The following is a 22,659-nucleotide window of genomic DNA, read 5'->3' as shown; positions in this document are numbered from 1 at the left end:
CTACCATTTCCCCAGCAGCGCCGCCACGCCGGCGGCCTCTTGCGCCAACTGCTCATCGCTCATGTCGCTCACGCCCTGCACCAGATGCGGCGGCAGATAATCCATGCCGGTCAGGTTGGCCATGGCGTGGAACGGCAGCAGCAGATCCTGCACCGGGTAACGGTTGTATCCTTGCGCTGTATAAGCCTGTGCGTCGCCGCCGGTGCTCACCACCAGCTGCAGCGGCTTGCCGTGCAGTTGGGTGCCTTCGCTGCCGTAGGCAAAACCGTAGGTTAATACCGCATCCTGCCATTCGCTGAGGATCGCCGGTGAGCTGTACCAGTAAAACGGGAACAGCATCACTACCGCATCATGGCTCTGCAGCAGCGCCTGTTCGCGCGCCACGTCGATGCGGTAATCCGGATACGCGCGGATCAGTTCGTGAACGGTCACGTTGGGCAGCGGGCGTACGGCCTCGATCAGCGCCTTATTAATGCGCGACTCGTCGGGGGTGCGGTGGGCGGTTAACACTAAAATGCGCGACATACATGATTCCTCGAACGTAAAGAAGATGAGGCATTTTTCCATTTCCGCCGCGGCGGGTGTAGGCTGTCAGAGGTCACTTCAATTTCAACTGAAAGTATCAACCACTATGTCGCTGCCCTTTGACGTACACCGCCTGTTGCCGGCCTTCCTCGCCGCCGCGCAGGCGCAAAATTTCTCCGCCGCCGCTCGCCAGTTAGGCGTGACGCCGGCGGCGGTCAGCAAAAAACATCCGCGCGCTGGAAGAGAAGCTGGCGCTGCGGCTGTTTCAGCGCAACACCCACAACGTGCTGCTGACCGACGAGGGCAAAGCGCTGCTGGCGCAGGTAGCGCCGCTGTGGCAGGCATTGGCGACGACGCTGGAAAGCGCCGGCGGCGAACGGCAGGCGCCGGCCGGCGTGGTGCGCGTCACGATGATCCCCGGCTTCGGCCGCCGGATGCTGATGCCGTTGATCCCGCAATTTCTGGCGCGCTACCCGCAGATCGATCTCGATCTGTCGCTGGACGCCCGGGTGGTGAATCTGGTGGGCGAAGGTTTCGACGTCGGCATTGGCAGCCGGGTCGATCCCGACAGCCGGCTGGTGGCCCGCCCGCTCTACCCGATGCACATGGTGCTGGCGGCGTCGCCCGACTATCTGGCACGGCGCGGTGAACCGCAAACGCCGCACGATCTGCTGCAGCACGACTGCCTGCTGCACCGCAACCCGGCCAACGGCCGCCACGTCAAATGGCAGCTGCGCCATCAGGGCGAAACGCTGGCGCTGGATCTGAACGGCCGGCTGGTGGCCAGCCGCCCGGAGATGTTGCTGGATGCGGCGCTGGCCGGGCTGGGCATCGTCAACCTGGCGCGCTGGTACGTCGAGAAGCACTTCGAGCAGGGCACGCTGCGGCCGGTGCTGGCGGAATGCTGGCCGCGCCCGGTGCAGCTGTGGCTCTATTACGCTTCGGCGGATCTGCCGCCGCGGGTGCGCGTCTGGGTCGATTTTCTGCTGGAACATTTTCGCGATCGGCCGGCGGGCGATTGACGACTGTTCAGCTTGCGCACGCTCTTCCGTTTTCCTTGTTCTACATCAAAAGAATCGCGCCGATATCTATATATAGTGCATTAAGAATTGCGAACACCTATATATAGTAGTTATCCACAAAATCATCCACACGCCGCCACAGCCCTTGCGCGCTGCGGCTTTGCCCTGTGGATAAGCGAAATTTGACGGTTACTCGCCACGCCAGGCGGGTATGAACGCTCCCTCGGGGAACAAGGAGTACAACGTGAAACCAGTAGTGATTAAGCGGGACGGTTGCCAGGTACCTTTTGACGAAGCGCGCATTGCGCAGGCCATCGAGCGCGCCGCGCTGGCGGTGGGCGTGGTCGATGCCGACTACTGCGCCACCGTCGCCCGCGTGGTCGCTCAGCGCATGGAGCAGCAGCCGCGCGTCGATATCCACGAGATCCAGCAGGCGGTGGAAAACCAGCTGATGGCCGGCGAATACAAACAGCTGGCGCGCGCCTATATCGAATACCGCCACGATCGCGACGTGGCGCGCGAGCTGCGCGGCCGCCTGAATCAGGAAATTCGCGGCCTGGTCGAGCAAAGCAACCGCGCGCTGCTGAACGAAAACGCCAACAAGGACAGCAAAGTGATCCCCACCCAGCGCGACCTGCTGGCGGGCATCGTCGCCAAACACTACGCCAAGCAGCACATCCTGCCGCGCGACGTGGTGCTGGCCCATGAACGCGGCGAAATTCACTACCACGATCTCGACTACTCGCCGTTCTTCCCGATGTTCAACTGCATGCTGATCGATCTGAAAGGCATGCTGACCAACGGTTTCAAGATGGGCAACGCCGAGATTGAGCCGCCGAAGTCGATCTCCACCGCCACCGCCGTGACCGCGCAGATCATCGCCCAGGTCGCCAGCCATATCTATGGCGGCACCACCATCAACCGCATCGATGAAATCCTGGCGCCGTTCGTCGACGAGAGCTTCCGCAAACACCTGCAGGTGGCGGAAGAATGGCAGATCCCGGACGCCAAAGGCTATGCCATGGCGCGCACCGAGAAAGAGTGTTACGACGCCTTCCAGTCGCTGGAGTACGAGGTCAACACCCTGCACACCGCCAACGGCCAGACGCCGTTCGTCACCTTCGGCTTCGGCCTCGGCACCAGTTGGGAATCGCGCCTGATCCAGCGCTCGATCCTGAAAAACCGCATCGCCGGGCTGGGCAAAAACCGCAAGACCGCCGTGTTCCCCAAACTGGTGTTCGCCATCCGCGATGGCCTCAACCACCAGTACGGCGACCCGAACTACGACATCAAGCAGCTGGCGCTGGAGTGCGCCAGCAAGCGCATGTACCCGGACATCCTCAACTACGATCAGGTGGTGAAAGTCACCGGCTCGTTCAAAACGCCGATGGGCTGCCGCAGCTTCCTCGGCACCTACGAGCAGGACGGCGAGCTGGTGCACGACGGCCGCAACAACATCGGCGTCATCAGCCTCAACCTGCCGCGCATCGCGCTGGAGGCGATGGGCGATGAGTCGCGCTTCTGGGCGCTGCTGGATCAGCGCCTGCAGCTGACGAAAAAGGCCCTGATGACGCGCATCGCCCGGCTGGAAGGCATCAAGGCGCGGGTGGCGCCAATCTTGTACATGGAAGGCGCCTGCGGCGTGCGGCTCAAGGCCGACGACAACATCGCGGATATCTTCAAGAATGGCCGCGCCTCGATTTCGCTGGGCTATATCGGCCTGCACGAGACCATCAACGCGCTGTTCGGCGGCAAAAACCACGTGTATGACGACGAGGCGCTGCGCGCCAAAGCGGTGGCGATCGTCGCGCGGCTGCGCGCCGCCGTCGACGCCTGGAAGGACGAAACCGGCTACGGCTTCAGCCTCTACAGCACGCCGAGCGAGAACCTGTGCGATCGCTTCTGCCGGCTGGACACCGCCGATTTCGGCGTGGTGCCGGGCGTCACCGACAAGGGCTATTACACCAACAGCTTCCACCTCGACGTGGAGAAGAAGGTCAATCCGTACGACAAGCTGGACTTCGAAGCGCCCTACCCGCCGTTGGCCAGCGGCGGCTTCATCTGCTACGGCGAGTACCCGAACCTGCAGCACAACCTGAAGGCGCTGGAAGACGTGTGGGACTACAGCTACACCCGGGTGCCTTACTACGGCACCAACACGCCGATCGACGAGTGCTACGCATGCGGCTTCACCGGTGAATTCTCCTGCACCAGCAAAGGCTTCACCTGCCCGAAATGCGGCAACCACGACTCGGCCAAGGTCTCGGTCACCCGCCGGGTGTGCGGCTATCTCGGCAGCCCCGATGCCCGGCCGTTCAACGCCGGCAAGCAGGAAGAGGTGAAACGCCGGGTGAAACACCTCGGCAACGGGCAGCTCGGCTGAAAAGCGCCGTGCAGCCTAGGCAGAAGCCTGTTCATCAGGCGTGATTGTCGCCGCCAGTTTGCCTTCGGCCAGCGCGCACCAACCGGAGCGTACACGCAGTACGTAAGGATTGGGAGCACTGCCCGGAGGCAAAATGGCCAGTAAAATAGCCTGATGGGCAGGCCTCACATGAATTATCACCAGTATTACCCGATCGACGTCGTCAACGGCCCCGGCACCCGCTGCACGCTGTTTGTCGCCGGCTGCGTGCACCAGTGCCCCGGCTGCTACAACAAAAGCACCTGGCGGCTCAACTCCGGCCAGCCGTTTACCCCGGAGTTGGAAGACCGCATCATCACCGATCTGAACGATACGCGCGTGCCGCGCCAGGGGTTGTCGCTCTCCGGTGGCGATCCGCTGCACCCGGCCAACGTGCCGAGCATCTTGCAGTTGGTGAAACGGGTGCGCTCCGAGTGCCCCGGCAAGGATATCTGGCTGTGGACCGGCTACCGGCTGGCGGAGCTGGACGCACAGCAAATGCAGGTGGTGGACAGGATCAACGTACTGATCGATGGCAAGTTCGTGCAGGATTTGAAAGACCCGGCGCTGATCTGGCGCGGCAGCAGCAACCAGGTGGTGCATAGGTTGCGATGAGTTGATAGTGCTCATCGCAAGATGTGTTGGCCCAAGTTCGACCTGATACAGCAATGGCACAGAGTCAATCTGACGGGCTGCTTTGTGCCAAAAGCGGACATTGTTAACTTCGTTGATATAATAAGCACCAGTAACAAATCACTGGCTTGACTATATGCCCGTATACTGAGAATTTATTCAATAAAACGCCTATGGGATAGATGCCAATGACACGAAAAGACCTCGAAGCCAAGAAAAGACATCATTATGTATGGGCGAACTACCTCACCCGCTGGGGCAACGGTACAAAAAATGTTTCCTATACAACTAAGACGGGAAAGATTGCCAATGACAGCGTACGAGCAATAGTTGCGGACGACTATTTCTACAAAACTACGACACTTACTAGTCGGCATGTTGAAATAATTAAATCCCTCTCCAGAAACAGCCCCGCTCATCTACATGAACAACACATGGCGTACCTCAAAGACATTCTCAAGATGCAAAGCCTAGAAAAGTTATATAATATCTCCGGCGCTCAAGATAAGGAGGCCGAAGCATTTATACACGCCTCGAAGTGCAACCTGATGGAGAATCTCCATTCTTCTCACGAATATAAGGCACTACCAATATTAGACGCACTCGCTGATGGGCAGCTCGATATACTGCAGAATAAACAGCGCATGATAGAATTCATGATGTTCTTTGGTCATCAAATCACTCGTACGAAGCCTTTCAGGGATTGTGTACTTCGAGTCCAACCTCGCCGCAATACTCTTGAAATTGAGGTGGCCGACGCGATGGAGCATGCATGGTGGTTTATAAGCTATATGTTTGGGATGAGTATAGGATGGAGCTTATATTCAAGCCGCCACGATAACGGGCATTCTTTATTGTTAAACGATACGGGGCAACCTTTCATCACATCCGATCATCCTATCGTCAACGTGCACTCATGCGTTTCAGAGACGGATCTCATCGCGCCTGAGTACGCTGATCTTTACTATCCAATTTCACCAAATATAGCCTATATTATTTGTGACTCTAAACGGTTCGCTACTGGAAAAACTCATGTTGATGAAGTTACCGTTAATGAACTCAATACTAAAATGGCAACCCAAGCTATGGTGCACATTATAGGAAATACTGAGAGTATCATTCTGTCTCTTAAAAAACACATAGGGCGGCGTTATAACAAAAAGAACTCTTTTTTATGAACACATGATTGAGTTCAAGGTAAATCGCTGCATTTTTACTTTATGTTTATCACCTATGCCACATGACACAGAGCCTAATAATGCTAGGTCCGCCCTTCACCCAAGGTCGCCCACCAGCTAATATTCTGTTCTATCCCTAGAAACTACCTGTTCGACTCAGAGCTAATCCCCCTCAACACCCTCGCCGATAACGCCCCCATATTTTCGCTTTAAATATAGCCATTCGTTTTTCTGCCCCCGAATGGCTTAGATAAACCGCGGTGCCGTTTTTTAAGCGTTCAAGGGCGGCATCCACCCTTTCACGCAATGCGTGCTCCAGCAACATCGCCTCTACGTCCATTTCAGGTTTATTCCGCTGTTCCATTTCCATCTCCTCCTTGAGACAGCATCGGGCCACTCATCAGCAACGGTAAGTTACACCAGCCCCATCCCCACCACGCCGGTCAGTACGCCGCACAGCGCCACCAGCGCGGCCGTCAGGCACAGCGCGCGGGCGGAGAAGGCCTTGTTGAGCATCAGCAATGAAGGCAGGCTGACCGCCGGCAGGGTCATCAGCAGCGCCAGCGCCGGGCCGGCCCCCATGCCCGCCAGCATCATGGTCTGCACGATCGGGATTTCCGCCGCGGTGGGGATAACAAACAGGCAGCCGACGATCGCCAGGCCGATGATCCACAGCAGGCTATTGTCGACGGCGCCGTCGGCGTGCGGGAACAGCCAGACCCGCGCCGCCCCCAGCGCCAGCACCGCCAGCACGTAGATCGGGATGGTCGACCAAAACAGCGCCCACAGCGCTTTGCCCCAGCGGGCGAGGAACGGCTGCTCATCGCTCTGCGCCGTCAGCACCAAAGGCTGCGGCGCGGCGGGCTGCGGATCGTTGGCGGTCACGCGCTGCACCAGCCAGGCGATGCCCAGCACCATCACCACACCTGCCACCAGGCGGATGGCGGCGAACGGCCAGCCGAGCACAAACCCCATGAACACCAGCGTCGCCGGGTTCAATACCGGGTTGGCGAGCCAAAAGGCCAGCGCGGCGCCGCTGGATACCGACTGGCGGCGCATGCCGGCGGCAACCGGTGCGGCGCAGCAGGTGCACATCATGCCCGGCAGCGCGATCAGCGCCCCCAGCACGGTGCCGGAAAAACGCCGGTGGCCAAGCGTGCGCGCCAGCCAGTCGCGCGGGATCAGCACCTGCACCAGCGAACCTAACAGCACCCCGAGCAGCGCCGCCTTCCACACCGCGGTGAAGTAGACCAGCGCGTACTGCCAGGCCGCCAGCCAGGGGCTCGCGGCGCCGTCGGCCAGGATCGATTTGCCGATCGAGTGGCTGTCCGCCGCCACGAAGGCCTTGCCGTAGTAAGGCTGCCATTTGACGTAGTAGAGGCCGACGGCCACCACCAGCAGAAACAGGATCGGTTTCCACAGCGGCCAAGCGCGTGGAGCGTGTTCAGGGGCATTTAGAGATTGCGGCATGGTAGCGGCCAGAGTCAGTCAACAAAGGCGCCAGCATAGCGCGCCGCCGCCGCCCGTGCACGCCTGGGCTGTCCTAAATAGTTCATCTGTTCGCCACCGACGCGTAACGCGATTGTCATCTGCGCCCGGCACCATGATGCCGACGTGAAGACCACAGGGTAGACGCCCGATGAAACGCACCGCTTCCACCTTCATCGCACCGCCATCGGCATGACGAGGTTTTTATTATGATGGAGTTATCTAGACATCCGACCACTTACCCCACCCGCTATCAGCAGATCGCCGCACAGCTGGAACAGGAGCTGCGCACGCAATACCGCTGCGGCGACTACCTGCCTTCGGAACAGCAGCTGGCCGAGCGTTATCAGGTCAATCGCCACACCCTGCGCCGCGCGGTGGATCAGCTGGTGGAACGCGGCTGGCTGCAGCGCCGCCACGGCGTCGGCATTCTGGTGCTGATGCGGCCTTACGACTACCCGCTGCACGCCAATACCCGCTTCAGCCAGAACCTGTTCGAGCAGGGCAGCCATCCCACCAGTGAGCGCTTACTCGCTGTCTTGCGCCCGTGCAATGGGCATGTCGCCAGCGCGCTTTCGCGTGAAGAAGGCGAAATGGTGATCCACCTGCGCACCCTGCGCCGGGTCAACGGCGTGCCGATGAGCGTGATCGACCACTATCTGCCCGATCTGGACTGGTGGCCGGCGCTGCAGCAGTTCCACAGCGGTTCGCTGCACCAGTTTATCGAACAGCACCTGCAGCAGCCGCTGACCCGCCGCCAGACGCGCATCAGCGCGCGCCGCGCGCAGGCCAAAGAGAGCCGGCTGCTGGAGATCGCCACCCACGCGCCGCTGCTGTGCGTGCGCACCCTTAACGTCCGCAGCGGCGGCGAAGACGTGGCGGAATACTCCGTCAGCCTGGCTCGCGCCGACATGATTGAACTGACGATGGAGCACTGAATGCAAGCCTTAGAGTCGAGACAACGCTGGATGTCGGTGCTGGCGCACAGCCGGCCCGAGCAGCTGCGCAGCCACTGGCAGGCGCTGAACCTCAGCCCGGGTTACCGCAGCATCCGCGCGCCGGAGATCGGCCTGGCCCAGCTGCAGGGGCGCATGGGCGCCACCGGCCGCCGTTTCGTGCTGGGGGACATGACGGTCACCCGCGCGGTGGTGCAGCTGGACAACGGCGGCTACGGCTACAGCTATATCGCCGGGCGCGACAAGGCGCACGCCGAGCTGTGCGCGCTGGCCGATGCGCTGCTGCAACAGCCGGAACACGGCGAACGCCTGCAACAACAGCTGATCGCGCCGTTGGCCGCGCTGCAGCACGAACAGCGCCAGCTGCGCGCCCGGGCGATCGCCGCCAGCCGGGTGGACTTCTTTACGCTGGTGCGAGGGGATTAAGCCATGAGTTTATTGACCGGTTTTGAACAACCGATAGACCAATCGCAGCACGCTTTCCGTTTGATTCTTAAAGCCTTGAGCGAACCGGGCCACCGGGTGACGCTGCCGAACGGCCCAGCCTGGGCGCCGCTGAACGCCGCCAGCACCGCCGCGCTGCTGACGCTGGCCGATCAGGAAACGCCGCTGCTGCTGTGCGCTGCGCTCAAAAGTGAGCAAGTGCTAACAAACATTCGTTTTCACAGCGGCGCGCCGCTGGCCGCCACGGCGAAGGAGGTCTGTTTTGCCCTATTCGATGAGCAGCTGCAGGCCGCCGATCTGCAGGCGTTGCCGCACGGCACGGAAATCTCGCCGGAATGCGGCGCCACGGTGGTGGTGCAGCTTGCTGAGCTGGAGAACGGCGCCGCGCTGCGCCTGACCGGCCCCGGCATCGAGAGCCAACGCCTGATTGCGCCGCGCCTGCCGCCGGCGCTGCTGGATTATCTGGTCAACCGCCCGCAGCGCTTCCCGCTGGGGCTGGATATCTTGCTGACCTGCGGCGATCGCCTGCTGGCGATCCCGCGGACCACCCGCGTGGAGGTGTGCTGATGTACGTAGCGGTAAAAGGGGGCGAAAAAGCCATTGAGGCCGCCCATCAGCTGCAGGAACGGCTGCGGCGCGGCGACGAGGCGCTGCCGGCGATCGGCGCGGAACAAATCGAACAGCAGCTGGGGCTGGCGGTGGATCGGGTGATGACCGAAGGCGGCATCTACGATCGCGAGCTGGCGGCGCTGGCCATCAAACAGGCCAGCGGCGATCTGGTGGAGGCGATCTTCCTGCTGCGCGCCTATCGCACCACCCTGCCGCGCCTTGCGGTCAGCGAGCCGCTGACCAGCGAAAACATGCGGCTGGAGCGGCGCATCTCGGCGGTTTACAAGGACTTGCCCGGCGGGCAGGTGCTGGGGCCGACCTATGACTACACCCACCGGCTGCTGGATTTCGCGCTGCTGGCGGAAGGCGAGGCGCCGCGTGCGCCGCAGGCCGACGAACCGCTGCCGGACAACTGCGGCCACGTGTTCGATCTATTGTGTCGCCAGCAGCTGGCGCGGGAGGAACAGGACGACGGCAGCGCGCCGGACGACATCACCCGCAACCCGCCGGTCTACCCCTGCTCGCGCTCGGCGCGCCTGCAGCAGCTGGTGCGCGGCGACGAAGGTTTTCTGCTGGCGCTCGGCTACGCCACCCAGCGCGGCTACGGCCGCAACCACCCGTTCGCCGGCGAGATCCGCACCGGCCACGTTTCGGTGGAGATCGTGCCTGAAGAGCTCGGTTTCGCCATCGATATCGGCGAAATCCTGCTGACCGAGTGCGAAATGGTCAACGGCTTCGTCGATCCCAAGGACCACCCGCCGCACTTCACCCGCGGTTACGGGCTGGTGTTCGGCCGCGCCGAACGCAAGGCGATGGCGATGGCGTTGGTGGATCGCGCATTGCAAAGCCCCGACTACGGCGAAGGCGTCGCCGGCCCGGCGCAGGACGAAGAGTTCGTGCTGGCCCACGCCGACAACGTCGAGGCCGCCGGCTTCGTCTCCCATCTCAAGCTGCCGCACTACGTCGACTTCCAGGCCGAACTGGAGCTGCTCAAGCGGCTGCGGCAGGAATACAGCGAGCGTCAGGAGGCCCGCGATGAGTGAAGTATTGACCGGCTATAACCTCGGTTATCTGGACGAACAGACCAAGCGCATGATCCGCCGCGCCATCCTGAAGGCGGTGGCGATCCCCGGCTACCAGGTGCCGTTCGGCGGCCGCGAGATGCCGATGCCCTACGGCTGGGGCACCGGCGGCATTCAGCTCACCGCCAGCGTCATCGGCCGCGCCGACGTGCTGAAGGTGATCGACCAGGGCGCCGACGACACCACCAACGCGGTGTCGATCCGCCGCTTCTTCCAGCGCGTCGCCGGGGTGGCCACCACCGAGCGCACGCCGGAGGCCACGCTGATCCAAACCCGTCACCGCATTCCGGAAACCGCGCTACGCGAAGACCAGATCCTGATCTATCAGGTGCCGATCCCGGAGCCGCTGCGCTTTATCGAACCGCGCGAAACCGAGACCCGCAAGATGCACGCGCTGGAGGAGTACGGCGTGATGCAGGTGAAGCTGTATGAAGACATCGCGCGCTACGGCCATATCGCCACCACCTACGCCTACCCGGTAAAGGTCAACGATCGCTACGTGATGGATCCGTCGCCGATCCCGAAATTCGACAACCCGAAAATGCACATGATGCCGGCGCTGCAGCTGTTCGGCGCCGGGCGCGAGAAACGCATCTACGCCCTGCCGCCGTTCACCAAAGTGGAGAGCCTGGACTTCGAAGACCATCCGTTCAGCGTGCAGCAGTGGGACGAACCCTGCGCGCTGTGCGGCTCGCGCCACAGCTATCTCGACGAGGTGGTGCTCGACGATCAGGGCAACCGCATGTTCGTCTGTTCGGACACCGACTACTGCCGGCAGCAGCTGGCGCAATCTTCGCAAGAGGCGCAGCACTGATGACTTCCACCCCTTTGAGCACCACCCCGCTGCTGTCGGTGAACCGGCTCACCCACCTGTACGCCCCCGGCAAGGGCTTCAGCGACGTGTCGTTCGATATCTACCCCGGTGAAGTGCTGGGTATCGTCGGCGAATCCGGCTCCGGCAAAACCACGCTGCTGAAGTCGATCTCGGCGCGGCTGGCGCCGCAGCGCGGGCAGATCCTTTACCGCCCGCAGGCGGACCAGGAACACGACCTGTACGCCATGGCGGAGAGCGATCGCCGCCGCCTGCTGCGCACCGACTGGGGCGTGGTGCACCAGCACCCGCTCGACGGGCTGCGGCCGCAGGTCTCCGCCGGCGGCAACATCGGCGAGCGGCTGATGGCCATCGGCCAGCGCCACTATGGCGACATTCGCCGCCAGGCCGGCCAGTGGCTGGAAGACGTCGAAATCCCGCTGTCGCGCCTCGACGATCTGCCGACCACCTTCTCCGGTGGCATGCAGCAGCGGCTGCAGATCGCCCGCAATCTGGTCACCCACCCCAAGCTGGTGTTTATGGACGAGCCAACCGGCGGGCTGGACGTGTCGGTGCAGGCGCGCCTGCTCGATCTGCTGCGCAACCTGGTGGTGGAGATGCAGCTGGCGGCGGTGATCGTCACTCACGATCTCGGCGTGGCGCGGCTGCTGGCCCACCGCCTGCTGGTGATGAAACAGGGCGAAGTGGTGGAGAGCGGCCTGACCGATCGGGTGCTCGACGATCCGCACCATCCCTACACCCAACTGCTGGTTTCTTCGGTGCTGTCGTAACCCAAGGCGATAACAGATGACTATGCAAATCCGAGTTGAACATCTCAGTAAAACCTTTGTGCTGCACCAGCAGTACGGCACCCGCCTGCCGGTGCTGCACGACGCCAACCTGACGGTCCATGGCGGCGAATGCGTGGTGCTGCACGGCCACTCCGGCAGCGGCAAATCCACCCTGCTGCGCTCGCTGTACGCCAACTACCTGCCGGACAGCGGCCATATCTGGATCAACCACCAGGGCGACTGGCTGGACATGGTCAGCGCCGACGCGCGCCAGATTCTGGCGGTGCGCCGCCATACGCTGGGTTGGGTCAGCCAGTTCCTGCGGGTGATCCCGCGCATCAGCGCACTGGAGGTGGTGATGCAGCCGCTGCTGGAACAGGGCATCGAGCGCGCCGAGTGCCGCGACCGCGCCGAAGCGCTGCTCGCCGCGCTCAACGTGCCGCAGCGTCTGTGGCCGCTGGCGCCGTCCACCTTCTCCGGCGGCGAGCAGCAGCGGGTAAACATCGCGCGCGGCTTTATCGTCGATTACCCCATTCTGTTGCTGGACGAACCGACCGCCTCGCTCGACAGCCGCAACAGCGCGGCGGTGGTGCAGCTTATCGAACGCGCCAAGGCGCGCGGCGCGGCGATCGTCGGCATTTTCCATGATGAAGGCGTCCGCCAACAGGTCGCCGACCGGCTTTATGACATGCAGGCGCCACAGGCGCTGGAGGCCCTCTGATGATCGTCAATAACGTTAAGCTGGTGCTGGATGACCAGGTGGTGCAAGGCTCGCTGGAGATGCAGGACGGCGTGATCCGCAGCTTCGCCGACGGCCCGAGCCGGCTGCCGCAGGCGCTGGACGGCGACGGCGGCTGGCTGCTGCCGGGGCTGATCGAGCTGCATACCGACAATCTGGATAAGTTCTTTACCCCGCGCCCGAACGTCGACTGGCCGGCCCATTCGGCGATGAGCAGCCACGATGCGCTGATGGTGGCCAACGGCATCACCACGGTGCTGGACGCGGTGGCGATCGGCGACGTGCGCGACGGCGGCCACCGGCTGGAAAACCTGCAGAAGATGATCGACGCGGTGATCCACAGCCAGCGCGCCGGGGTGAACCGCGCCGAGCACCGGCTGCACCTGCGCTGCGAGCTGCCGCACGAGAGCACGCTGCCGCTGTTCGAACAGCTGATGGACAAGCCGGGCGTGTCGCTGGTGTCGCTGATGGACCACTCGCCGGGCCAGCGCCAGTTCGCCTCGCGCGAAAAGTACCGCGAATATTATCAGGGCAAATACCACCTCAACGATCAGCAGATGAGCGAGTACGAGGCGCAGCAGGTCGCCCTGTCCGCCCGCTGGGCCGCGCCGAACCGCGAGGCGATCGCCGCCCACTGCCGCGCACGCCGCATCTCGCTGGCCAGCCATGACGATGCCACCGCCGCGCACGTGGCCGAATCCTGCGCGCTCGGCAGCGCCATCGCCGAGTTCCCCACCACCGAGGCGGCCGCCCGCGCTTCGCACCAGCAGGGCCTGCAGGTGCTGATGGGCGCGCCGAACATCGTGCGCGGCGGCTCCCACTCCGGCAACGTGGCGGCGCACCACCTGGCGGCGCTGGGCGTGCTGGATATCCTCTCTTCCGATTATTACCCGGCCAGCCTGCTGGACGCGGCGTTTCGCCTCGCGGCGGACGAGCGCAACGCCTACGATCTGCCCCAGGCGGTGCGCATGATCACCCGCAACCCGGCACGGGCGCTGGATCTGCAGGATCGCGGCGCCATCGCCGAAGGATTGCGGGCGGATCTGGTGCTGGCACGGCCGCACGGCGAGCACGTTTACGTGCAGAACGTGTGGCGCCAGGGCAGGCAGGTGTTCTGATGGCGCGGCTCATCTATCTGATGGGGCCTTCCGGCGCAGGCAAGGACAGCCTGCTGGCCGCGCTGCGGGCCGACGCCGACCGCGCGCCGCTGGTGGCGCACCGTTACATCACCCGGCCGGCAGACGCCGGCTGCGAGAATCACATCGCGCTGAGCGAACCCGAATTTCTGCGCCGCCGCGCCAAGGGGCTGTTCGCGCTCGACTGGCAGGCCCATCAGCAGCGCTACGCGTTCGGGATCGAAGTGGATCTTTGGCTGCTGCAGGGGATCGACGTGGCGGTCAACGGTTCACGCGCCCACCTGCCGCAGGCGCAGCAGCGCTACGGTGCGCAGCTGCTGCCGGTATGCCTGCAGGTCAACGCCGCGATCCTGCGCCGGCGCCTGCAGGATCGCGGACGGGAAAGCGCTGAACAGATCGAGCAGCGGCTGGCGCGGGCGGCGGAATATCAGCAGAGTCTGCCCGCCGGCTGCCGGGTGCTGCACAACGACGGCCCACTCGACGATACCCTGGCGGCGCTGTTGGCGCTGCTGCCTACCGCCACCCGACAAGCTCAGGATGCGACGCCATGAACGACTTTGCCCAGCCGAAAATCGGCGACAACGTGACCCTTAACCGCACCCGGCTCGGCCAGTATGTGCATCTGGCCGACGATGCGATCCTGGAAGAGGTGGAGATGGGGGACTACTCCTACACCGCCGAGCACAACCAGATCTTTTACGCCACTATCGGCAAGTTCGTTTCCATCGCCTCCTATGCGCGCATCAATCCCGGCAACCACCCGACCTACCAGCGCATCGCGCAGCATCACTTCACCTATCGCGCTTCCGAATACGGGCTGGGGGAAGACGACGCGGCGTTCTTCGACTGGCGGCGCGAGCACCACGTCACCGTCGGCCACGACGTGTGGATCGGCCATAACGCCATCCTGATGCCGGGCGTCAGCGTCGGTAACGGCGCGGTGATCGGCAGCGCGGCGGTGGTCACCAAGGACGTGGAGCCTTACAGCATCGTCGCCGGCGTGGCGGCCAAAAAGATCGGCATGCGCTTTGACGACGCGCTGATAGAGCGTATCGAACGCAGCCAGTGGTGGCACTGGGATCACGCCACGCTGCAGGCGCGGCTGGCGGATTTTCGCGACATCAACCGCTTTGCGCAGAAGTACCTTTAACGGAGGGGGAGCGATGCAACTGACCTTTCTCGGCACCGGCGGCGCGCAGCAGGTGCCGGTGTTCGGCTGCGATTGCCTGAGCTGCCAACGGGCGCGGCGCGAGCCGGCATTTCGGCGGCGAGCGTGCAGCGCCATGCTCAACTATCAGGGGGAAACGACCTTATTGGATGCGGGATTGCCGGCTTTGGAGCGGCGATTTTCGGCGGGGCAAATTCAACGTTTTTTACTGACACATTACCACATGGATCACGTTCAGGGGTTATTTCCTTTGCGTTGGGGGTGCGGAAATTCCATTCCGGTGTATGGCCCGCCGGATGAACAGGGCTGCGACGACCTGTTCAAACACCCCGGCATTCTGGCGTTTCAGCCGCCGCTGGCCCCCTTCGCCACCGTCGAGCTGGGCGGCATGCGCATCACCCCGCTGCCGCTGCAACACTCCAAACTGACCCACGGCTACCTGATCCAGGCGGCGGGCGCTTCACTGGCCTACCTGACCGACACCGTCGGCCTGCCGCCAGCCACCACCGACTATTTGCAGAACGTGCCGCTGGATCTGCTGGTACTCGACTGCAGCCTGCCGCCTCAGCCGCAGGCGCCGCGCAACCACAACGACCTGACCCGCGCGCAGGAGACGCAGCGGTTGCTGCAGCCCAAACGCACGCTGCTGACGCATATCAGCCATCATCTCGATCGATGGCTGCTGGACAACGAGCTGCCCGCCGGGCTGGAGCTGGCGTTCGACCACCTCAGCGTCAGTCTCGGTAGCAGTGCAGCCGATCCGACTCCAGCACCCTGACCCCTTCGCCCGGCGTGAACGCCTGCTGCAGCAGCGTCTGCGCCACGTCTTTGGCGGCGACGGCGCGCCATTTGCCGGGCAGCAGCCTGAACAGCGGCAGCGTGAGGCGCTCCATCAGGCGCGGCGCAGGGCGATCCCCCACCAGCATGGAAGGCCGCACCAGCGTCAGGCGCGGCCAGCGCTGTTCGCGCAGCGCCTGCTCCATCTCGCCTTTGGTGCGGTTATACAGGAAGGTGGAATCCGCGTTGGCACCCAACGCGCTCACCACCAGACAGTGCTGTGCCCCCAACCGGCGGCCAGTCAGCGCGCTCTCCACCACCAGTTGGTAATCGACGTAGCGGAAGGCATCGGCGCTGCCCGCCGCCTGGCGGGTGGTGCCCAGGCAGCAGAACACCAGATCGACCGGCTGCTGCAGGCCGCTCAGCAGTTCGAACAGCGCATCACCGACCGGGTTGGTCAGCTTGCCGTGCGGCGGCAGCGGCGTGCGCGTCGGCGCCACAATGGCCGTTATCTGCGGATCGCTTTGCAACAGCTGCAACAATTCGCGCCCCACCAGCCCGGTTGCGCCGACTAACAATGCTCGCGCCATGCGATCTCCCGTTGTAATCAATACGTCGATTTAAAGTATAGACCGCGCCCAATGCAGCTTCTTGCCGAAACCAAGGGTGTTGTCGGTCATCTTCACCTCGTGCAGATCCAACCGCCATACCGAGGCCTTCATCGCCCTGGCGATCGGGAAGCGCTTGCAGTAACGCGCGCGCGCCGCCTCGGCCTCTTCGCCGCTCAGCAGCACCGCCTCGGCGCGGTATTGCACGCCGCGGATCAGCGCGATGCTTTTCGGTTTCGGCGCGATGGTGCCAACCACCCGGCCGTTGTTCAGCATCAGCCCGCCGTGGCGGGTGTGCGGTTCGGTCATCAGCCACAGCGCCATCGTCGCGGCGTCGAACACGTAAAAACAGTTGGCGCACCACATGTCGAGACCGTCGCCGGCGCACAGCGTCAAGACGTGTTGCTTGCCGATGAAATCCGCAATCTGCTGCCGTTGTTCTGGGGTATTCAAGGTTACTCGCCTCCCTGTTCACTCACTTCATCTTACCCTGCGTTGTTGAAGCGAGTCACAAATAACGATAATCATCAAAAAACAAAATTGAATATAAAACACAATAAATGCATTTTTATTAACTTAAGCCCAAAGCGGATTTATAACATAAAAAATACAAGACGGATTTATTTGATCGTTATGCAACCGGTTAATCGAGCGATTTTATTGTTCTCATCCTGACGATACGCAAATTTAGCGCACACGTCCGGCACCGATTAGCAATTTATTTACATACCCAGTTGACTCCCTGAACACGATTTATGCAATTCACTGCATAACTTATGAATAGTTATTTATCAAAACCGGCATTTATGTGACTTTAATCACGATTTTTAGCCCGCCTTGCGTTAAAATAGCGCCATCTTTTCACTCAGCAAGGTGGATTAGAAAATGGAAAACAATAACCGAAAAATGGCGCACATCAGGCGCACAACCCATATTATGATGATGGCTCATCGCAGCTGCTTTAGTTTCGCATTCTTCAACTACAGATAACCCTCACCCCTCGCTCTTACGCCGTTATTAAGAGTGTCTTTGCGTTTCACTTTATTCTCCGCACTCCGGTGATAATGTCTTTCCCCCGCAAACCGGGAAGGGCGCGCAATACATTTTTAATACCGTAAAAGAGCCTCCAAGAAAAATAAAACAAAGAACACAGTTAATGTCTTAGGGCATCGCTGGGCTCTCGTACACCTTTATTTTCGTGAAGGCGTTAGCGGCAAATGGAATTATTTGCCGGCGTAATGCCTTTGCCTGAAGAATGAGAAAAATGAAAAAATTAAAAATTGCCGCCAACACCCACACCCTCGGCTGCTTTGAAACTGAACGCGACATCGTCGATGTGCACCACAGCGATTTCAATGACGTCGCCGCCATCGTGCTGTCGGTAGAAGACGTCGCGCAAGGCATGGTGGCGCGCATCGAAGAGCACGGCCTGAACATTCCGCTGTTCGTCGCCGTCTGCTGCGAAGAAGAGCTGGATAACGCCGTATTGCCGGCGCTGCATGGCGTGTTTGAGCTGTGCGGCAAGAATACCCAGTTCTACGGCAAACAGCTGGAGGCCGCCGCCGCAAAATATGAGAGCGAGCTGCTGCCGCCGTTCTTCAACACGCTGACGCAATACGTAGAAATGGGCAACGCCACCTTCGCCTGCCCCGGCCACCAGGGCGGCGAGTTCTTCCGCAAACATCCGGCGGGCCGCCAGTTCTTCGACTTCTACGGCGAAACGCTTTTCCGTTCGGACATGTGTAACGCCGACGTCAAACTGGGCGATCTGTTGATCCACGAAGGCGCGCCTTGCGCGGCGCAGCAGCACGCCGCCAAGGTGTTCAACGCCGACAAGACCTACTTCGTGCTCAACGGCACCTCGGCCTCGAACAAGGTGGCGACCAACGCCCTGCTGACGCGCGGCGATCTGGTGCTGTTTGACCGCAACAACCATAAATCCAACCACCACGGCGCATTGATCCAGGCCGGCGCCACGCCGGTTTATCTGGAAACCGCGCGCAACCCGTTCGGCTTTATCGGCGGCATCGACGCGCACTGCTTCGACGAGCGCTACCTGCGCCAGCAGATCCGCGAAGTGGCGCCGGAACGCGCCAACGAAGCCCGCCCGTTCCGCCTCGCGATCATCCAGCTCGGCACCTACGACGGCACTATCTACAACGCCCGTCAGGTGGTCGACAAGATTGGCCACCTGTGCGATTACATCCTGTTCGACTCCGCCTGGGTGGGCTATGAGCAGTTCATTCCGATGATGAAAGACTGCTCACCGCTGCTGCTGGAGCTGAACGAGAACGATCCCGGCATCATCGTCACCCAGTCGGTGCACAAGCAGCAGGCCGGCTTCTCGCAAACCTCGCAGATCCACAAAAAAGACAAGCATATCAAGGGGCAGAGCCGGTACTGCAACCACAAGCGCTTCAACAACGCCTTTATGCTGCACGCCTCCACCAGCCCGTTCTATCCGCTGTTCGCCGCGCTGGACGTCAACGCCAAGATGCACGAGGGCAAGAGCGGCCAGCGCCTGTGGCAAGAATGTGTGCGCGTGGGCATCGAAGCGCGCAAAATGCTGCTGGATACCTGCACGATGATCAAACCGTTCGTGCCGGATCAGATCGACGGCAAGCCGTGGCAAGCCTATGACACCGCGGCGATGGCCAACGATCTGCGCTTCTTCAACTTCGTGCCCGGCGAAAAATGGCACGCTTTTGAGGGCTATGCCGAATCGCAGTACTTCGTCGATCCGTGCAAACTGCTGCTCACCACGCCGGGCATCGATACCGCGACCGGTAGCTACAGCGAGTTCGGCATCCCGGCGACCATTCTGGCCAACTACCTGCGCGAAAACGGCATCGTACCGGAAAAATGCGATCTCAACTCGATCCTGTTCCTGCTGACGCCGGCGGAAGACATCGCCAAGATGCAACACCTGGTGGCCCTGATCGCCCGCTTCGAGAAGCACATCGAGCAAAACTCCCTGCTCAGCGAGGTGCTGCCTGCGGTCTATAAAAACCACCAGCAGCGCTACAAAAACTACACCATCCGCCAGCTGTGCCAGGAAATGCACGACCTTTACGTCAGCTACGACGTTAAAGAACTGCAAAAAGAGATGTTCCGCAAAAGTTATTTCCCGCGCGTGGTGATGAATCCGCAGGACGCCAATACCGAGTTTGTACGCGGCAACGTGGAATTGGTCTCGCTGGCCAAGGCCGAGGGGCGCATCGCCGCCGAAGGCGCCCTGCCTTACCCTCCTGGCGTGCTGTGCGTCGTGCCCGGTGAAATTTGGGGCGGCGCCGCGCAGCGTTATTTCCTGGCATTGGAAGAAGGCATCAACTTATTGCCGGGATTCGCGCCGGAATTGCAGGGCGTTTATATCCAACAGGATGAGGACGGCTGGAACCGCGCTTACGGCTACGTCATGAAAAATTAATCACCTTACGGGGCGGCGATTATTCTCGCCGCCCGGATCGCATCCTAAAAGAGAAAATGATCATGAGTAAGTCCAACAATAAAATGGGGGTCGTGCAATTAACGATCCTGACCGCCGTGAATATGATGGGTTCCGGCATAATTATGCTGCCGACCAAGCTGGCCGAAGTGGGCACGATTTCGATCGTTTCCTGGCTGGTGACCGCCGTCGGCTCGATGGCGCTGGCCTACGCGTTCGCCAAATGCGGCATGTTCAGCCGTAAATCCGGCGGCATGGGCGGCTACGCCGAATACGCCTTCGGTAAGTCGGGCAACTTCATGGCGAACTACACCTACGGCGTTTCGCTGCTGATCGCCAATATCGCCATCGCCATTTCCGCCGTCGGCTACGGCACCGAGCTGTTCGACACCACGCTCAGCCCGCTCGGTATCTGTATCGCCACCATCGGCGTGCTGTGGCTGGCGACCGTCGCCAACTTCGGCGGCGCGCGCATCACCGGCAAAATCAGCGGCATCACCGTCTGGGGCGTGATCATTCCGGTGGTGGGCATCTCGGTCATCGGCTGGTACTGGTTCAGCGGCAGCGCCTACGTCGCCGCCTGGAACCCGCATCAGGTGCCGACCTTCGAAGCCATTGGCGCCTCCATCTCAATGACCCTATGGGCGTTCCTGGGGCTGGAATCCGCTTGCGCCAACACCGACGTGGTGGAAAATCCGGAGCGCAACGTGCCGATCGCCGTACTGGGCGGCACACTCAGCGCGGCGGTGATCTATATCGTTTCGACCAACGTGATCGCCGGCATCGTGCCGAACATGGATCTGGCCAACTCCACCGCCCCGTTCGGGCTGGCGTTCTCCCACATGTTCAATCCGACGGTCGGCAAGATCATCATGGCGTTGATGGTGATGTCCTGCGTCGGCTCGCTGCTCGGTTGGCAGTTCACCATCGCCCAGGTGTTCAAATCCTCCGCCGACAGCGGCTTCTTCCCGAAAATCTTCTCCAAGCTGAGCAAGGCCGACGCGCCGGTCAAAGGCATGCTGACCATCGTCGTCATCCAGAGTGGTTTGTCTCTGATGACCATCAGCCCGTCGCTGAACAAGCAGTTCAACGTGCTGGTGAACCTGGCGGTGGTGACCAACATCATCCCTTACATCCTGTCGATGGCGGCGCTGGTCATTATTCAGAAAGTGGCGAAGGTGCCGGACAACAAGGCGCGCATCGCCAATATCATCGCCGGCATCGGCGCGCTGTACAGCTTCTATGCGCTTTACAGCTCCGGTGAGGAAGCGATGATGTGGGGCGCCATCGCCACCTTCCTCGGCTGGACGCTGTACGGCATCGTCTCGCCGCGCTTCGAGCTGGCGGGAAAAAAGGGGTAAAGCGGTAAGGCTCCGGCGGCCGGGGATGGGATTGTGACGGCGAACATGCCATCATACGCCGACCCTGGCCACCGAAACGGCGTACGATGACCGACACTACCCCACTCCCTGGCACCTCTATATGCTGCGTTTACCGAGCGGCATGCTGTATACCGGCATCACCACCGACGTGGCGCGCCGCCTGGCGCAACATCAAGCCGGCAAAGGCGCCAAGGCGCTGCGCGGTAAAGGGGAGCTGACGCTGGCGTTTCACTGCCAGGTGGGGGATCGCTCAACGGCGCTGAAGCTGGAATACCGCGTCAAACAGCTGAGCAAAATACAAAAAGAGCGGCTGGTGAATCACCCGCCGCTGTCGTTGGCGTATCTATTGCCGGTCGTTAAAAGCGATTAAACGGCGCCGAAAAAACCACTTCGCCGCTGACGCCATTCAGGGCGTCTTGCGCCAGCGAATACACCTGAAACGCGCTTTCCGTGTCCGGCCAGCGACAATTCAGGCCATAGGCGGCGGCCGGTTTGAAACCGAAGCGGCCGTAATAGGCCGGATCGCCCAGCACCACCACCGCGGCGTAGCTGAATTCGTTCAGCGAATCCAACCCCTCGTACACCAGCTTTTCAGCCAGCCCCTGACGGCGCAGGCTTTCATCTACCGCCAGCGGCGCCAGCGCCACCCATTGGCGATCTTCGCCGGCCACATCCACCGGGCTGAACGCGGCATAACCCACTACGCCGCCTTCGTCGTCAGTGGCGACCACGCCCAGCGTCAGCAGGCCGTCTTCGCGCAGCTGCTGCACCAGGTCGGCTTCATCGTCGCGGCCAAAGGCGCGGCGCAGCAAGGCATCGATACCCGCCGCGTCTACCGGTATCTCTACGCGGATCAGCATGATGCCGCCACACGGGAAGCCGACGCCGTGCCCTCCTGCAGCCCTGCTTCGACAAAATCAGCCAACTGCAACAGCCCCATACGCAGCGGCGCAGGCATGCTTTCCAGCTCAATGGCGTCCATCAAATTTTTCACATACAGGCCCAATTCGGTATCCCCTTCAATCTGCAGCCGACGCTGAAAGAACAGCGTATCCGGATCTTGCTTACGCGCCGCGATCAGGATCAGATCGTTGGCGTCGCCGCTGAAGCTGACGTCCGCTTCGGCGTGCTGGCTGACCACCAGTTTGTCGTTTTCTACCGTCATAAACCATTGTAGCGCCAGATCGCGAACTTCGATCTTTAACCAGCGCGATTCGAGAAATTCCAGATCGCCATCCGCCAACGCCTGGCGGAACTGCCAGCTCAGCACCTGTTGCAGCAGTTGGCGCTGCAGAGCGAACGGCGTGAATTTCAGCGGGATGCGCAGCAGCGACGGCCCCTGGCGCACAAGACGTGCTCGTAGTTGTTCCAACACGGTCATCCACTCCTTTCAATACGGACTACCGCTATTTTGCCACACTGACGCGCGGCTTCAGCGGTCTATATCAACAAATAGTGCATTTC

General features: G+C 61.6%; 25 protein-coding genes and 1 pseudogene. 19 read left to right on the top strand and 7 right to left on the bottom strand.

Annotation, left to right across the window (positions count from 1 at the left end):
• Positions 1 to 525 carry an NAD(P)H-dependent oxidoreductase gene (locus SERRSCBI_RS02305; protein ID WP_042783555.1) on the bottom strand — a complete coding sequence of 175 codons (525 nt, stop codon included), beginning with the start codon at positions 523 to 525 and terminating at the stop codon, positions 1 to 3.
• A gap of 106 nt (positions 526 to 631) precedes the next feature.
• Here SERRSCBI_RS02305 and SERRSCBI_RS02300 point away from each other — a divergent pair.
• From SERRSCBI_RS02300 to SERRSCBI_RS02285, 4 genes and pseudogenes are all read left to right on the top strand, one after another.
• Positions 632 to 1,547: pseudogene (locus SERRSCBI_RS02300) on the top strand (LysR family transcriptional regulator).
• A 244-nt stretch (positions 1,548 to 1,791) separates the two neighbouring features.
• Positions 1,792 to 3,930 carry an anaerobic ribonucleoside-triphosphate reductase gene (nrdD, locus tag SERRSCBI_RS02295; RefSeq protein WP_042783554.1) on the top strand — a complete coding sequence of 713 codons (2,139 nt, stop codon included), beginning with the start codon at positions 1,792 to 1,794 and terminating at the stop codon, positions 3,928 to 3,930.
• Positions 3,931 to 4,098: 168 nt separating this feature from the next.
• Positions 4,099 to 4,563 carry an anaerobic ribonucleoside-triphosphate reductase-activating protein gene (gene nrdG / locus SERRSCBI_RS02290; protein ID WP_042783552.1) on the top strand — a complete coding sequence of 155 codons (465 nt, stop codon included), beginning with the start codon at positions 4,099 to 4,101 and terminating at the stop codon, positions 4,561 to 4,563.
• A 206-nt stretch (positions 4,564 to 4,769) separates the two neighbouring features.
• A complete protein-coding gene (locus SERRSCBI_RS02285) occupies positions 4,770 to 5,759 on the top strand; it encodes a DUF4238 domain-containing protein (protein WP_042785632.1) in 990 nt (329 codons plus the stop codon).
• Between the two features lie 172 nt (positions 5,760 to 5,931).
• On the opposite strand, the gene SERRSCBI_RS02280 is transcribed toward SERRSCBI_RS02285, so the two are convergent.
• Entirely contained in the window at positions 5,932 to 6,129 is a 198-nt protein-coding gene (locus tag SERRSCBI_RS02280; protein ID WP_232230733.1) for a hypothetical protein, read from the bottom strand.
• 44 nt (positions 6,130 to 6,173) lie between these two features.
• The gene (locus SERRSCBI_RS02275) at positions 6,174 to 7,229 is read right to left on the bottom strand and encodes a permease (RefSeq protein ID WP_042783551.1); all 1,056 of its coding nucleotides are present in this window, start codon (positions 7,227 to 7,229) and stop codon (positions 6,174 to 6,176) included.
• 227 nt (positions 7,230 to 7,456) lie between these two features.
• Here SERRSCBI_RS02275 and phnF point away from each other — a divergent pair, with 227 nt between their 5' ends.
• From phnF to phnP, 11 genes are read left to right on the top strand one after another with little or no spacing between them, the layout of a single operon-like run.
• Entirely contained in the window at positions 7,457 to 8,185 is a 729-nt protein-coding gene (phnF, locus tag SERRSCBI_RS02270) for a phosphonate metabolism transcriptional regulator PhnF (RefSeq protein WP_015376439.1), read from the top strand.
• Positions 8,186 to 8,629: a phosphonate C-P lyase system protein PhnG gene (phnG, locus tag SERRSCBI_RS02265; protein WP_019453314.1), complete on the top strand. Its 444-nt coding sequence runs from the start codon at positions 8,186 to 8,188 to the stop codon at positions 8,627 to 8,629. It abuts the gene before it with no gap.
• Positions 8,630 to 8,632: 3 nt separating this feature from the next.
• Complete coding sequence (gene phnH, locus SERRSCBI_RS02260) at positions 8,633 to 9,214, top strand: phosphonate C-P lyase system protein PhnH (protein WP_042783549.1); 582 nt, start codon at positions 8,633 to 8,635, stop codon at positions 9,212 to 9,214.
• Entirely contained in the window at positions 9,214 to 10,299 is a 1,086-nt protein-coding gene (locus tag SERRSCBI_RS02255) for a carbon-phosphorus lyase complex subunit PhnI (RefSeq protein WP_042783547.1), read from the top strand. Before phnH ends, SERRSCBI_RS02255 begins: the two co-directional genes overlap by 1 nt.
• A complete protein-coding gene (locus SERRSCBI_RS02250; RefSeq protein ID WP_042783546.1) occupies positions 10,292 to 11,152 on the top strand; it encodes an alpha-D-ribose 1-methylphosphonate 5-phosphate C-P-lyase PhnJ in 861 nt (286 codons plus the stop codon). The genes SERRSCBI_RS02255 and SERRSCBI_RS02250 overlap by 8 nt, the downstream gene beginning before the upstream one ends.
• Positions 11,152 to 11,940 (top strand): phosphonate C-P lyase system protein PhnK, encoded by a 789-nt coding sequence (gene phnK / locus SERRSCBI_RS02245; RefSeq protein ID WP_016929302.1) that lies wholly within the window; start codon positions 11,152 to 11,154, stop codon positions 11,938 to 11,940. Before SERRSCBI_RS02250 ends, phnK begins: the two co-directional genes overlap by 1 nt.
• Before the next feature lie 16 nt (positions 11,941 to 11,956).
• The gene (phnL, locus tag SERRSCBI_RS02240) at positions 11,957 to 12,661 is read left to right on the top strand and encodes a phosphonate C-P lyase system protein PhnL (RefSeq protein WP_033651465.1); all 705 of its coding nucleotides are present in this window, start codon (positions 11,957 to 11,959) and stop codon (positions 12,659 to 12,661) included.
• Positions 12,661 to 13,797 carry an alpha-D-ribose 1-methylphosphonate 5-triphosphate diphosphatase gene (gene phnM / locus SERRSCBI_RS02235; RefSeq protein WP_033638888.1) on the top strand — a complete coding sequence of 379 codons (1,137 nt, stop codon included), beginning with the start codon at positions 12,661 to 12,663 and terminating at the stop codon, positions 13,795 to 13,797. The genes phnL and phnM overlap by 1 nt, the downstream gene beginning before the upstream one ends.
• Entirely contained in the window at positions 13,797 to 14,366 is a 570-nt protein-coding gene (gene phnN, locus SERRSCBI_RS02230) for a ribose 1,5-bisphosphokinase (RefSeq protein WP_016929305.1), read from the top strand. Before phnM ends, phnN begins: the two co-directional genes overlap by 1 nt.
• Entirely contained in the window at positions 14,363 to 14,965 is a 603-nt protein-coding gene (locus SERRSCBI_RS02225) for a DapH/DapD/GlmU-related protein (RefSeq protein ID WP_042783545.1), read from the top strand. The genes phnN and SERRSCBI_RS02225 overlap by 4 nt, the downstream gene beginning before the upstream one ends.
• A gap of 13 nt (positions 14,966 to 14,978) precedes the next feature.
• On the top strand, positions 14,979 to 15,761 hold the full coding sequence (gene phnP / locus SERRSCBI_RS02220; RefSeq protein ID WP_042783544.1) for a phosphonate metabolism protein PhnP: 783 nt from the start codon (positions 14,979 to 14,981) through the stop codon (positions 15,759 to 15,761).
• Here the strand turns inward: phnP and SERRSCBI_RS02215 are convergent.
• On the bottom strand, positions 15,718 to 16,350 hold the full coding sequence (locus tag SERRSCBI_RS02215) for an NAD(P)H-binding protein (RefSeq protein ID WP_042783543.1): 633 nt from the start codon (positions 16,348 to 16,350) through the stop codon (positions 15,718 to 15,720). The genes phnP and SERRSCBI_RS02215 overlap by 44 nt on opposite strands.
• 30 nt (positions 16,351 to 16,380) lie before the next feature.
• On the bottom strand, positions 16,381 to 16,821 hold the full coding sequence (locus SERRSCBI_RS02210; protein WP_015376428.1) for a YhbP family protein: 441 nt from the start codon (positions 16,819 to 16,821) through the stop codon (positions 16,381 to 16,383).
• Between the two features lie 432 nt (positions 16,822 to 17,253).
• Here SERRSCBI_RS02210 and speFL point away from each other — a divergent pair, with 432 nt between their 5' ends.
• From speFL to SERRSCBI_RS02195, 4 genes are all read left to right on the top strand, one after another.
• The gene (gene speFL / locus SERRSCBI_RS24500) at positions 17,254 to 17,358 is read left to right on the top strand and encodes a leader peptide SpeFL (RefSeq protein WP_004933443.1); all 105 of its coding nucleotides are present in this window, start codon (positions 17,254 to 17,256) and stop codon (positions 17,356 to 17,358) included.
• A 274-nt stretch (positions 17,359 to 17,632) separates the two neighbouring features.
• On the top strand, positions 17,633 to 19,795 hold the full coding sequence (gene speF, locus SERRSCBI_RS02205; RefSeq protein ID WP_033651471.1) for an ornithine decarboxylase SpeF: 2,163 nt from the start codon (positions 17,633 to 17,635) through the stop codon (positions 19,793 to 19,795).
• A 62-nt stretch (positions 19,796 to 19,857) separates the two neighbouring features.
• Positions 19,858 to 21,174, top strand: coding sequence for a putrescine-ornithine antiporter (gene potE, locus SERRSCBI_RS02200; protein ID WP_033648789.1), 1,317 nt, complete (start codon positions 19,858 to 19,860; stop codon positions 21,172 to 21,174).
• A gap of 121 nt (positions 21,175 to 21,295) precedes the next feature.
• A complete protein-coding gene (locus SERRSCBI_RS02195) occupies positions 21,296 to 21,565 on the top strand; it encodes a GIY-YIG nuclease family protein (RefSeq protein WP_038630156.1) in 270 nt (89 codons plus the stop codon).
• Here SERRSCBI_RS02195 and SERRSCBI_RS02190 read toward each other — a convergent pair.
• Positions 21,552 to 22,055, bottom strand: a complete 504-nt coding sequence (locus SERRSCBI_RS02190) for a GNAT family N-acetyltransferase (protein WP_042783541.1) — start codon at positions 22,053 to 22,055, stop codon at positions 21,552 to 21,554. The two genes, SERRSCBI_RS02195 and SERRSCBI_RS02190, sit on opposite strands and share 14 nt — an antisense overlap.
• Complete coding sequence (locus SERRSCBI_RS02185) at positions 22,049 to 22,576, bottom strand: SCP2 domain-containing protein (RefSeq protein ID WP_169539846.1); 528 nt, start codon at positions 22,574 to 22,576, stop codon at positions 22,049 to 22,051. Before SERRSCBI_RS02185 ends, SERRSCBI_RS02190 begins: the two co-directional genes overlap by 7 nt.
• Between the last annotated feature and the right edge of the window lie 83 nt (positions 22,577 to 22,659).

This window comes from Serratia sp. SCBI, assembly GCF_000747565.1.
Lineage (GTDB): Bacteria > Pseudomonadota > Gammaproteobacteria > Enterobacterales > Enterobacteriaceae > Serratia > Serratia ureilytica.
The sequence above is the reverse complement of the archived record's forward strand: the minus strand, read 5'-3'. Positions and strand labels throughout refer to the sequence as shown.